The 12,929-nt window shown below is 56.2% G+C and carries 10 protein-coding genes; all 10 read left to right on the forward strand.

The annotated features are described in order from the left end of the window. Positions 1 to 162 precede the first annotated feature (162 nt). The 10 genes from coaBC (at position 163) to rpe (ending at position 12,909) form a co-directional block, all read left to right on the forward strand. On the forward strand, positions 163 to 1,395 hold the full coding sequence (coaBC, locus tag MKY12_RS11980) for a bifunctional phosphopantothenoylcysteine decarboxylase/phosphopantothenate--cysteine ligase CoaBC (protein ID WP_339256037.1): 1,233 nt from the start codon (positions 163 to 165) through the stop codon (positions 1,393 to 1,395). Then, on the forward strand, positions 1,395 to 3,926 hold the full coding sequence (gene priA, locus MKY12_RS11985; protein WP_036729405.1) for a primosomal protein N': 2,532 nt from the start codon (positions 1,395 to 1,397) through the stop codon (positions 3,924 to 3,926). Before coaBC ends, priA begins: the two co-directional genes overlap by 1 nt. A gap of 122 nt (positions 3,927 to 4,048) precedes the next feature. Next, the gene (gene def / locus MKY12_RS11990; RefSeq protein WP_036694508.1) at positions 4,049 to 4,534 is read left to right on the forward strand and encodes a peptide deformylase; all 486 of its coding nucleotides are present in this window, start codon (positions 4,049 to 4,051) and stop codon (positions 4,532 to 4,534) included. 5 nt (positions 4,535 to 4,539) lie between these two features. Further along, a complete protein-coding gene (fmt, locus tag MKY12_RS11995; RefSeq protein WP_339256041.1) occupies positions 4,540 to 5,481 on the forward strand; it encodes a methionyl-tRNA formyltransferase in 942 nt (313 codons plus the stop codon). Then, the gene (gene rsmB, locus MKY12_RS12000; protein ID WP_339256043.1) at positions 5,478 to 6,965 is read left to right on the forward strand and encodes a 16S rRNA (cytosine(967)-C(5))-methyltransferase RsmB; all 1,488 of its coding nucleotides are present in this window, start codon (positions 5,478 to 5,480) and stop codon (positions 6,963 to 6,965) included. The genes fmt and rsmB overlap by 4 nt, the downstream gene beginning before the upstream one ends. Positions 6,966 to 7,117: 152 nt before the next feature. Then, positions 7,118 to 8,158, forward strand: a complete 1,041-nt coding sequence (gene rlmN, locus MKY12_RS12005) for a 23S rRNA (adenine(2503)-C(2))-methyltransferase RlmN (protein ID WP_036729399.1) — start codon at positions 7,118 to 7,120, stop codon at positions 8,156 to 8,158. 6 nt (positions 8,159 to 8,164) lie between these two features. Beyond that, a complete protein-coding gene (locus tag MKY12_RS12010; RefSeq protein WP_036729396.1) occupies positions 8,165 to 8,941 on the forward strand; it encodes a Stp1/IreP family PP2C-type Ser/Thr phosphatase in 777 nt (258 codons plus the stop codon). After that, entirely contained in the window at positions 8,938 to 11,202 is a 2,265-nt protein-coding gene (gene pknB, locus MKY12_RS12015; RefSeq protein WP_339256046.1) for a Stk1 family PASTA domain-containing Ser/Thr kinase, read from the forward strand. The genes MKY12_RS12010 and pknB overlap by 4 nt, the downstream gene beginning before the upstream one ends. A gap of 125 nt (positions 11,203 to 11,327) precedes the next feature. Then, positions 11,328 to 12,233 (forward strand): ribosome small subunit-dependent GTPase A, encoded by a 906-nt coding sequence (gene rsgA, locus MKY12_RS12020; RefSeq protein ID WP_036729391.1) that lies wholly within the window; start codon positions 11,328 to 11,330, stop codon positions 12,231 to 12,233. 4 nt (positions 12,234 to 12,237) lie between these two features. After that, a complete protein-coding gene (gene rpe / locus MKY12_RS12025; RefSeq protein ID WP_339256048.1) occupies positions 12,238 to 12,909 on the forward strand; it encodes a ribulose-phosphate 3-epimerase in 672 nt (223 codons plus the stop codon). Positions 12,910 to 12,929 lie beyond the last annotated feature (20 nt).

The following is a 12,929-nucleotide window of genomic DNA, read 5'->3' on the forward strand; positions in this document are numbered from 1 at the left end:
GAAGGTTGTTATTTTTTTCTCTATATATAAAGAAAATTTGAAGCGCAGGCTTCTTTTAGCGTAAATATGACATAACGAAGCCGTAAATATGAAGATTTTCATTTCTTCTTTTCATAGCTGGATATAGAATGGGTGCAGATTGAGGAACGGAGGGAGATCAGATTGAAGAGCTTACAAGGGAAGTCGATTATACTCGGAATTACCGGCGGGATTGCTGCGTATAAGGCCGCGGCGCTGACCAGCAAGCTTACCCAGAAGGGCGCCGAGGTGCATGTCATTATGACGTCATCGGCCAAGCAGTTCATTACGGAGCTGACGCTCCAGTCATTGTCGAAGCAGCGGGTGTACAGTGATACGTTCCAGGAGCGGGACCCGTCTTCGATTTCACATATTGATCTGGCTGATGCTGCCGACCTGGTCCTGATTGCGCCGGCTACGGCCAACATTATCGCCAAAATGGCCCACGGGCTGGCAGACGACATGCTGTCCACCACGCTGCTTGCTACAACAGCGCCTATTATGGTAGCTCCGGCGATGAATGTCCATATGTATCAGCATCCGGCGGTCCTCAGCAATATGGATACCCTCTATAACCGAGGTGTTCAGTTTATTGAGCCCGGTGAAGGGCTGCTGGCCTGCGGGTATGTGGGCAAGGGACGGCTGGAGGAGCCGGAAGAGATCGTGAAGGTGGTTGAGAACTTTTTTGTATTGCAGAAGGAGAAGACCTCCGGACCGCTTGCCGGTAAAAAAGTGGTGATTACCGCAGGAGGCACGGTAGAACGTATTGATCCTGTCCGTTATATCTCCAATGATTCCTCGGGTAAAATGGGCTTCGCCCTCGCGCGCGCCGCGCGCGCCATGGGTGCTGCGGTGACGCTAATTGCCGCACGTACCGATGAGGCGCCGCCCCGTGATGCCGGTATCGATCTGGTCCGCGTCCAGTCAGCACAGGAGATGCACGATGCAGTCATGGCCCGCTGGAGTCATTGCGATATTCTTGTGAAAGCAGCGGCGGTTGCGGATTACCGTCCACGCGAGAGCAGTGACTCGAAGATTAAGAAGAGCGGCAGCACCATGACGCTTGAGCTGGTGAAGACGACTGATATTCTGGAGAGCCTGGGCAGAATCAAGGACAAGCAGTTCCTGATCGGCTTTGCTGCCGAGACCGGAAATGCTGAGGTCTATGCCAAGGACAAGCTGGTCCGCAAGAACCTCGATCTGATTGTAGCCAATGATGTGGCCATGGAGGGTGCGGGATTCGGCACGGATACCAACATCGTCAAAGTGTATGATGCCGAAGGCCTGGTGCTTGATCTTCCGCTGGCTTCCAAGGATGAGGTGGCGCGCCGGATTCTGCGGCTGGCGGCTGAGCGTGTTGCCGGAGCCTTATTATAATGGATATTGCCAAGGTCATTGTCGATGTTCCTGTACGCAGCACCGACCGGCCGTTTGACTATATTATCCCGGATGCTCTGAAGCTGTGGATTGAAGTGGGCAGCAGAGTCGCTGTTCCGTTCGGCCCCCGTACGGTCCAGGGGTTCGTAGTGTCCCTGGAATCAGGGGAGACCGGCAGTGTCTCCCGGATGAAGCCGATTGTAGAAGTACTGGATCTGCTTCCTCCCCTATCGCCGGAGCTGGTTGAGCTGGCCGACTGGATGAGCCAAAGATACGCCTGCAGACGGATCTCCGCACTGCAGGCGATGCTTCCGACTGCCCTGAAGGGCAAAGCGGAGCGTTTGATCTCGCTTGGAGATACAGAGGAAGCGTCCAGCGCCCCCGCAGATGAGCTGTTTCCGCTCTTTCTTGAGGCGGACAACGAAGAACAGCAGATCATTGACTTCGTTAGGCGTCACAGCGAAGTATCCATGAAGCTGCTGACCCGTACCTTCCCCGAGGCTGCGGAGACGATCAAGTTCATGGTGCGGCGCGGAGTCCTGGCAGAGAGCCAGTCGATCAAGGATAAGATGGGCAAAAAGAAGCTCAAGGCCGTTGACCTGGCTATTGGCTTGTCAGCAGCCCGGGAGTCGCTCTCCAGCTTCCCCGCGCGTTCAGCGCGCCAGAAGGAAGTGCTCTCCTACCTGATTGATATGGAAGCCATGCTGCCGATGCCGCTTAAGGATATTCTGGCGATCCTTCAGGTCACTGCGGGCACGCTCAAGACGCTTGCGGACAAAGGGTATATAGAGATCAGCGAAATCGAAGTCTACCGTGACCCCTACCGGGGACGGGACTTCAAGCCAAGCACACCGCTTCCGCTGACAGCGGAGCAGGAGAGGGTCTATGAGCGGATTGTGGGTACTGTCGAGCAGCAGACGCATGAAGTCTTCCTGCTGCACGGGGTGACCGGCAGCGGGAAGACGGAAATCTATCTCCAGACGATCCAGCGCTGTATCGAGCAGGGTCGGCAGGCAGTGGTGCTGGTGCCTGAGATTGCGCTGACACCGCAGATGGTGGAACGGTTCAAGGGCCGGTTCGGCAGCGGGGTGGCGGTGATGCACAGCCGCCTGTCTGTCGGCGAACGTTATGACGAGTGGCGCAAGATCCGCGAAGGTAAGGCGATGGTTGCGGTCGGAGCACGCTCAGCCGTGTTCGCCCCGTTCGCCAATCTGGGCCTGATTATCATGGATGAAGAGCATGAAGGCTCTTATAAGCAGGAGGAGAACCCGAAATATCATGCCCGTGATGTGGCTGTCCGCAGGGCAGAGCAGGGCGGGGCCGTGGTAATTCTGGGTTCTGCAACACCTTCACTGGAGAGCTATCATGCCGCCAGATCGCAGAGTGACATCCACTTCTCGCCGATTCTGCTGGAGATGCCGAGCCGTGCACTGGGCAACGAGCTGCCGAAGGTGGCTGTCGTTGACATGCGTGAGGAGCTGAAGGAAGGTAACCGCTCCATGTTCAGCCGCAGTCTGCATGCCGCTCTGGTGAGCAGGCTGGAGCGCGGCGAACAGACAGTGCTGCTGCTCAACCGCAGAGGCTTCTCGACCTTCGTCATGTGCCGGAGCTGCGGCTACGTTGCCGGCTGCCCGGAATGCGATATCTCGCTGACCTATCACAGCCGAAGCGACAATCTGCGCTGCCATTACTGCGGGCATGCAGAACCTGCACCCAAGGTATGCCCGGAATGCGGCAGTGAGCATATCCGCTTCTTCGGGACAGGGACGCAACGGGTAGAAGAAGAGCTGGGCAAGCTGTTCCCCGGTATCCGGGTTATACGTATGGATGTGGACACGACCACGGAGAAAGGCTCGCATGAGAAGCTCCTGAACCAGTTCAGGGACAAGAAGGCCGATGTGCTGCTGGGCACACAGATGGTCGCCAAAGGACTTGACTTCCCCGATGTAACGCTGGTTGGGGTCATTACTGCGGATTCTGCACTCAATCTGCCTGATTTCCGGGCGGCGGAGAAGACCTTTCAGCTCTTGACGCAGGTTGCCGGCCGCGCGGGCCGGCATCAGCTCCCCGGCGAGGTGGTGGTCCAGTCGTATACACCGGAGCATTATTCGATTATCCATGCCAGCGGGCATGATTACCGTTCATTCGTCCGGGATGAGCTGAAGCACCGCAAAGAGCTGCATTACCCGCCCTATTGCCGTCTGATTCTGGTCACCCTGTCGCATGAGCAGCTTCCGCTGCTGCTGAAGCTTGCGGAGAATTATGCGCTCAGCATTCAGGGCAAAGCCAGACAGCTGCGCTGGTACGGCAGTCTGGACAAGCTCTCCTCGGATGCGCTGGATCTGCTGGGACCGGTGGCCTCGCCGCTGCCCCGGCTGAAGGGGCGTTACCGGTTCCAGTGTATTATCAAATGGCGCGGTGCGATTGACGCCATTGCGCTGGCCCGCCAGGTGGCGGAGGAGCTGGAGGATTCTGTCCGCGATAAGGGGCTGCAGATCAGCATCGATGTCGATCCGCAGATGTTGATGTAATTCTCGGGCATGTTACAATGGTAAGGCGGTTTTGCCCTGCCGTTTCGGCGAGAAATAGAAGGATAATGTATAGCGTGAAACCTATACATTCTTATATTTGAACAAGGATGGTGTTAGTGTAAATGGCAATCAGGCTGATTGTGAAAGAACCGGATGAAGTATTGCACAAAAAAGCGAAGACGGTAACCACCGTTACCCCCAATGTACAAAAACTGCTCGATGATATGGCAGATACGATGTATGACGCGGAAGGCGTAGGTCTCGCAGCCCCGCAGGTAGGAATTCTGAAACGGCTGATTGTAATCGATGCCGATGAGGAGCATGGATTGATCAAGCTGATCAATCCCGAGATTCTCAGTATGGACGGGGAGCAGTTCGGACCCGAAGGCTGCCTGAGTATTCCCGGCCTGAACGGGGATGTCCGCCGTGCGGAGACAGTAACTGTACGCGGCCTGAACCGCGAGGGCGAGGAAGTGACCATTACCGGAAGCGGCCTGCTGGCCCGGGCTTTTCAGCATGAGATCGACCACCTGAATGGCGTGCTGTTCACAGACATTGCTGAGAAGGTCTATGAATACACAGCAGAACGCAGTGAAACTGAGGAGTGAATGAAATGAGAATAGTGTTCATGGGAACACCGGCCTTTGCAGTCCCCTCCCTGCGGATGCTGCTGGAAGAGGGCTATGAGGTAGTGGCTGTGGTGACTCAGCCGGACCGGCCGCAAGGCCGCAAGAAGACGCTGGTCCCATCCCCGGTGAAGGCGGCTGCACTGGAGCTGGGCCTGCCTGTCCTTCAGCCCGAACGGCTGCGCCGCCCTGAATCGGTGGCTGAGCTGGCTGCCTATGAGCCGGATCTGATTGTTACCGCCGCTTATGGACAGATTCTTCCGAAGAGTGTTCTGGAGCTGCCGGCGAACGGTTGTGTGAATGTTCATGGCTCCCTGCTGCCCAAGTACCGGGGCGGTGCTCCGATACAGCGCTGTATCATGAACGGCGAGAAGGTGACCGGTGTGACGCTGATGTATATGGCGGAAGGATTGGACACCGGAGATATGATCTCGCGGGTGGAGGTAGCGATAGAGGATGACGACACTTCAGGAACGCTGTTCGAGAAGCTAAGCGTGGCCGGACGGGAGCTCCTCAAGGCAGAGATGCCGCGACTGGCTGCCGGCCGTGTAGAAGCTGCCGTGCAGGATGACAGTGAAGCAACCTATGCGCCGAATCTAAACCGGGAAGATGAACGGATCGACTGGAGCCGGGGCTCGCTGGAGCTATACAACCAGATTCGCGGCCTGGTGCCGTTCTCGGGTGCGTTCACCCTGTGGAACGGCGAGACCTTCAAGGCATGGGCAGCGGTGAAGCCGCAGGCGGAGGAACAGCCGGGCGGTAGCGCGGCTCCGGGCACCGTGCTGTCCGTGAGCGAACGCGGCGTTGAGGTGAAGACCGGTGACGGGACGCTTCGGCTTACAAGCGTCCAGCCTGCCGGCAAAAAAGCCATGAGTGCAGCCGACTTCAGCCGTGGTGCAACCCTCGCACCCGGCACGGTGCTCGGTTGAGCGCGGGCGGTAAGGGAGGCGGCGGACCGCGTCCGCGTACTTCCGGCAATCAGCCTGCGGCTTCCGGCACAAAGCCTGCCTCCGACAGAACCGGCGGAGCGGGCCGGAATCGGCCGGGCGGCAAGCCTGCTGCGCCAGCTTCTGCGCGTGAGGTTGCTCTTGATATTCTGGTGCGCGTAGAGCAACAGGGTGCTTACAGCAACCTGCTGCTGGGAAGCAGCCTCCAGAAAGCGGACCTCAGCCGGGAGGATACGGGACTTGCTACAGAGCTGGTGTACGGAACCCTCTCACGGATGATTACCCTCGATTATGTCCTCAGCAGCTTCGTCAGCAAAGGGATGGCCAAGCTGGAGCCCTGGGTACGGAGTCTGCTGCGGTTAAGCCTGTACCAGATCATGTATTTGGACCGGGTTCCTTCGCATGCAGCCGTTAACGAGGCTGTGAATATCTCCAAGCGACGCGGCCATCAGGGCATCTCGGGTATGGTCAATGGCGTGCTGCGCAGTGTGCTGCGGGCGGGAGAGCTGCCGGTCTTGCCTGAGGGGCTGAGCCGGGAAGAGCGGATCTCCATCCTGCACTCCCATCCCCTGTGGATGGTGCAGCGCTGGTCGGCGGAATACGGCCCGGATACGGCAGAAGCCATGTGTGCGGCGAATAATGAGCCGCCCGCAGTCAGTGTCCGTGTCAATACAACGATGATTAGCCGGGAGGCCATGCTGGCAGAACTGCTTGAAGCCGGTCTGGATGCCGCAGAATCGAAGGTGAGTCCTGCCGGGCTGGTCATCAGAGGCGGCGGCAATCTGGCGCTGACCTCCTGGTACCGGGACGGCTATCTGTCCGTTCAGGATGAGAGCTCTATGCTGGTAGCCGAGGTTGTCGCTCCCGAAGCCGGAATGAAGGTGCTGGACTGCTGCGCTGCCCCCGGCGGCAAAAGCGCCCATATGGGCGAGCTGATGAAGGACGAAGGCTCCATATTGGCCAATGACCTGCATGAGCATAAAGCGGGGCTGATTGCCGAGCAGGCAGCACGCCTCGGCCTGGAATGCATTACCACCGCAAGCGGGGATGCCCTGGAACTGGGTGCAGCCCTCCAGCCGGAATCCTATGACCGGATTCTGCTGGACGCTCCTTGCTCGGGGCTTGGGGTCATCCGCCGCAAGCCTGACTTGAAATGGCGCAAGCAGCCGGAAGATATTGCAAGCGTAGCTGCATTGCAGCTTGAGCTGCTGCAATCGGTCTCCGGGCTGCTGAAGCCGGGAGGCGTGCTGGTCTACAGCACTTGTACTACTGAGCAGGCGGAGAACAGCCGGGTTGTCGCTGCTTTCCTGGAGCGCAATCCCGGCTTCGCGCAGGTCAGCTTCAAGTCAGCCGTCTGGGAGCGGCTGGAGGGAACCGCGCTTGCTGCCGGTGACGGCATGCAGCTGCTCCCGCATCATTATGGCAGCGACGGCTTCTATATTGCCCGGCTGGAGCGACTCTTGTAATATAGTGATTGTGCTTCAGGACTACAGCTTCCCGCCCGCAGATTCCTCCGCGCGGCGGGCTTTTCTTTTACCGGTTCTGAGTTTTGTGTTAAAATAGGAAGAATGAGAAACAATACGCATATAATTTATGAAAGCACAGGTGCAAAAATACAATGAAACCTTTAATATATGATTTTTCTTTAGAAGAGTTGCAGCAATGGGCCAAGGACAATGGAGAGCCGGCTTTTCGCGGCGGGCAGATCTTTGACTGGCTGTATGTGAAGCGGGTCAATGATTTCGAATCCATGAGCAACCTCTCCAAGGCACTCAGAGCCAAGCTGGTAGATCAGTTCAGTATTTCGGCACTCACCGAGATTACGAAGCTGGAGTCCAAGGACGGCACCGTGAAATTCCTGTTCGGTCTGCATGATGATCATGCGATTGAGACAGTCATTATGAAGCATAATTACGGCAACAGCGTGTGTGTGACCACCCAGGTAGGCTGCCGGATCGGCTGTACCTTCTGTGCCTCTACCCTTGGCGGTCTCAAGCGGGACCTGACTGCAGGGGAGATCGTTGCCCAGGTTGTCCGTTCCCAGCAGATCCTTGATGCTCGCGGCGAACGTGTAAGCAGCATTGTCATTATGGGTACAGGCGAACCCTTCGAGAACTATGATGCAACCATGAGATTCCTGCGTCTGATGATCCATGAGAAGGGCCTGAATATTGGCCAGCGCCATATCACCGTATCCACCAGCGGAATTGTGCCGAACATCTACAAATTCGCGGATGAAGATACACAGATTAATCTGGCGATCTCGATTCACGCTCCTAACGATACGCTCCGTTCCAAGCTGATGCCGGTGAACCGCCGTTATCCGTTCGACGATGTAATCGAGTCCCTGCGCTACTATCAGGCTAAGACAGGCCGCCGGATCAGCTTCGAGTATGCCTTGATCGGCGGCGTGAATGATCAGAAGGAGCATGCAGAGGAGCTGGCGGGTGTGCTCAAGACCATGCTCTGCCATGTGAATCTGATTCCGGTCAATCATGTGCCTGAGCGCAAGTATGTCCGGACTTCCCGCAATGATATCTTTGAATTTCAGCGTATACTGGCCGATCATGGCGTGAATGTTACCATCCGCCGTGAGCAGGGCCATGATATTGCGGCCGCATGCGGACAGCTGCGCGCCAAACATATGGAGTTGGGGTGAGGATATTTGATCAGAACAGTTCAAGCCAGCGACATTGGCCGGGTACGTACCGTCAATGAGGATTCAGTCTGGATCGGCGCTACGCGCCACGGTTATACCCTCGGCATTATTGCCGACGGGATGGGGGGGCATCTGGCTGGCGATACCGCGAGCAGGCTTGCACTTGAGACGGTCAGGGGTATTCTGGATCAGCTGGAGCCTGATCTCCCGGAGGCAGAGCTGAAGGAAGCGCTGACTACCGCCATCATGGAAGCCAATAACACAGTTCACAGAGAAGCTCAGAGCGATGAGAAGCTCCATAATATGGGGACCACCATCGTTGCTGCACTGCTGAAAGGGTCGGCAGGCTATATCGGCCATATCGGAGACAGCAGGGCTTATCTGATCCGGGACGGTGAAGCCAGGCAGCTAACCGAGGACCATACGCTGGTGAATGAGCTGTTCAGGAACGGCCAGATCAGTCTGGAGGAGCTGGATAATCATCCGCGCCGCAATGTGCTTACCAGGGCGCTGGGGACGGATACAGTGGTATCCGCGGATCTGGCATATGTTACGCTTGCAATTGGTGAGCTCCTGCTGCTGTGCAGTGATGGACTCAGCAATTATGTCAGTCTGGAGCATCTGGGCAAGGTAGCCGGAATCAATGAAATATCTCTGGAAGAAAGAGCAGAGCGATTACTTCAACTGGCATTGCTTGCGGGCGGCAGCGATAATATAAGCGTTGCTATGCTGGAACACCAAGGAGAGGCCGCAGTGCCCGAGACAAAGGAGTGGGAAAGATGATCGGTCACGAATTGGGCGGCCGTTACCAAGTCATCGAACGGATCGGCGGAGGAGGCATGGCGCTTGTCTATAGAGCCCATGATATTCTGCTTAACCGGAATGTTGCTATCAAAGTACTGCGCAATCAATTTGTGCATGATGAGGAATTCATCCGCCGGTTCCGGCGGGAGGCGCAATCAGCTGCATCATTATCTCATCCCAACGTAGTCAGCATATACGATGTCGGCCAGGAAGATGAAGTCCATTATATCGTTATGGAATATATTGAAGGCAAGAACCTGAATGAGATTATCAAAGAGCGGGCACCGATGCAGGTGGATGAATCCGTGCGGATTGCCTCGCAGATTTGTGATGCGCTGGACCATGCGCATATGAACCAGATTATTCACCGCGATATTAAGCCTCATAATATTCTGATTGGACGTAACGGGCGGGTTAAGGTTACCGACTTCGGGATCGCCCGGGCGGTTACGTCCACTACGATTACCCAGACGGGGTCTGTGGTCGGTTCCGTGCATTATTTCTCGCCGGAGCATGCCAAGGGCGTAACTACAGGCGAGAAGTCGGACCTCTACTCCCTGGGCATCGTACTGTATCAGATGCTTACGGGTGTATTGCCTTTCTTAGGGGAGAGTCCGATCAGCGTGGCGCTGAAGCATCTGCAGGAGGAATTCGAGGAGCCGCGACTGCTGAATCCGCTAATTCCGCAAAGCGTGGAGAATGTAATCCTGAAGTCGATGCGCAAGAACCCAGAGGAGCGCTACCAGTCGGCCAAGCAAATGCTGCAGGATCTGGAGACCTGTCTGCTGCCTGAACGGCGCAGCGAAGCCAAGATGCTGTTCCAGGACGATGATGATGAGGACAGAACACGCATCATTCCGGCGATCAAGCCGCTGCAGCGCGGGCTTAGCAGCCGTGGCGGCGGAGAGGAGCGAATCCGCAGTATGGAGGAAGCTCCGCCGCCTGCTGCTGTGAAGCGCAAGAGCCGTGCAGCGCTGTGGATCAGCCTTACGCTGGTCGTGTTAATCGCCATGACCGGAATTGTATGGTATGTCAATTCCAAGCTGTCGGTCGATGAAGTCTCGGTGCCTGCGGTGACGGGTAAGACCTTCCAGGAGGCCAAGGCTGAGCTTGAGGCTGTCGGGCTGTTTGCCGAGGAGCCCGCGCTGGTTGAGTATAATCCTAATTTCGAAGAGAATATTGTCTGGAAGCAGAACAAGACCAATACGATGGTCAAAGAAGGAACTCATATTATTCTGACGGTAAGTGCCGCCAAGGTTCTTCCCAAGCTTAAGGATGTCTCTAACCTGAGTTATGACGATGCCGTCAAGGAGTTAATCGCGCTTGGCATAGCCCAGAGCAGAATCACTCCTGATGAACGCTTCAGTGAGGAATTTGCCAAGGGTAAGGTCATTAGCTCTGAGCCTGCCGCAGACACTGAATATGATCCTGATACGGTAACTATCAAGCTAATCGTGAGCAAAGGTAAAGAAAGCACCCAAATGCCGGATCTCATCGGGAAGACGGAGAAGGAAGCCAAGGCTGCGCTGGAGAGTGTAGGTCTAGTGCTGGACGCGGTCAAGGAAGAGCCAAGCTTCATCCACGAGAAGGGCAAGGTAACGAAGCAATGGGCCTATGAGCCGGGGGATCTGGTTCCTCCAGGTGAGAAGATCACGATCTATATCAGCACAGGATATCCTCCGGAAGCTCTGGAATTTACGTTCAATGTGCCGGTAGCACCGGCTGCGGAAGGCAAGAAGAGCAAGATCCGTATTGTGTTTGCCGATGCGCGCAACGGAGGCGAGAACCAGGAGTGGGGCACGCGCACGATTGGCAAAAGCCAGACCCTATCCGTGAACATGCTGCTTGCCCCTAATAAAGACGGCATGGTATCTGTATACCGGGACGGGGAGTTCCTGGAGACTTATCCGATCACTTATGTCGATGTCAAGAATAACACGGTGCAGCAGCCTGAACCGCCTCCGGTGGAGACACAGACGCCTGCACCGACAGTTGCTCCTACCGAGCCTGTTCAGCCTACTGAGACTCCGGCTCCCGAGCCGACAGCAGAGCCGGCGATTATTCCGCCGGACACTGGAGAAGGAGAGGTGACGGGCGAGACGGACCAGACGGGTTATGTTCCGGGTAACGGACAGAATAACAATGAGCTGGCTTCCGCCCTCAACAAGGGCAACAGTAAGGGAAAAGCTAACGGTAAGGGCTCTGACAACAAGCCTGGCAAAGATAAAGGCCATAAATAATAGAACAGAGATAAGCTTCAGCCGGGCTGCCGGGAATACGGGCAGGGCTGAAGCAGCGAAATGACCCGGGGTTCTACACACTTGGGTCATTTGCGTAAATATCAGGAGAGGAAGGCTCAGCATGTATGCCTGAAGGAATCATAATCAAAGCGTTAAGCGGATATTACTATGTTAAGCCGCTCAAGGATGAACAGATTGTAACTGAGGAAGAGGCGGTACAGTGCCGGGGGCGCGGCATTCTGAAGAAGAAAGGAATTGCGCCGCTGGTCGGTGACCGGGTAATCTATGTGCTGACCGAGAACGGGGAGGGCATGGTAGATGAGCTGCTTCCCCGTGAATCGGAGCTGATCCGCCCGCAGGTGGCTAACGTGAAGCTCGCGGTGCTGCTGTTCTCCGTGCGGGAGCCGGATATGAATCTTAATCTGCTGGACAAGTTCCTGGTTCATATCGAGCATTCCGGCCTGGAGACGCTGATTGTGCTCACGAAGCAGGATCTGGCCGACGATGAAGGACAGGCTACGGAAGCTGTCAAAGCTCTATATGAGCAGATTGGTTACGAGGTCATGGTCACAAGCTCGCTGAACGGATCAGGTGCGGATGAGCTGCGTCAGCGTCTGGCCGGTATCATCAGCGTCTTCTCGGGGCAGTCGGGCGTAGGGAAGTCCACACTGCTCAACCGCCTTGTACCGGGCCTGGCGCTGGAGACAGGAGAGATCAGCCTCCGTCTCGGGCGCGGACGGCACACCACACGCCATGTAGAGCTGATGGATATAGGTAATGGAGGATTTGTGGCCGACACTCCGGGCTTCAGCCAGCTGGATTTCCTGGAGCTGGGAGTGGATGAGCTGTCCGTGTGCTTCCGGGAGTTCGCCTCTTATGCGGAGAACTGCAAATTCCGCGGCTGCAGCCATCTGCATGAACCGGGCTGCAAGGTGATAGAAGCCTGGAAGTCCGGGGATATTGCAGATAGCCGTTACGAGCATTACAAGCTGTTCTTTAATGAAATGAAAGATAAAAAGCGGAGGTACTAAACTTATGGTAAAAATTGCTCCTTCCATATTGTCAGCAGATTTCGCAGCGCTGGGCGCAGAGGTGGCCGAAGCGGAAGCCAGCGGTGCGGACTGGATTCATGTAGATGTGATGGACGGACATTTTGTGCCGAATATTACGCTGGGTCCCGCGATTGTGTCCGCGGTGAGATCCCATACTTCTTTACCTCTGGATGTACATTTAATGATTGAGAACCCGGAACGCTATATCGCTGATTTTGCGGCAGCGGGCGCTTCTGTGATTACGGTACACGCCGAAGCCTGCGTGCATCTGCATCGTGTAATCCATCAGATCAAGGAGCTCGGCCTGATGGCAGGGGTGGCCATTAATCCGGCTACGCCGGCTGCTGCGGTGCGTGAGGTCCTGGAGGATGTGGATATGGTGCTTGTGATGACCGTCAATCCGGGCTTCGGCGGGCAGGCCTTCATTCCGCGCACACTGCATAAGATTACGCAGCTCCGGGAGTGGGCTGAAGAGATCCATCACAAGGGTCTGCTTATCGAGGTAGACGGCGGAGTAGCCGAAGCTACGGCACCGCTTGTTGCTGAAGCAGGGGCGGATGTGCTTGTGGCAGGTAATGCAGTGTTCGGCCGCAGCGACCGTGCAGGAGCGATCAAGGCCATTCGAGAGGCGGCGGACAACGCTGTCCGGCAATAGGTAATGACGCCCATTTACTA

The organism is Paenibacillus sp. FSL M7-0896 (assembly GCF_037975415.1).
In the GTDB taxonomy this organism is placed as follows: domain Bacteria; phylum Bacillota; class Bacilli; order Paenibacillales; family Paenibacillaceae; genus Paenibacillus_AQ; species Paenibacillus_AQ silagei.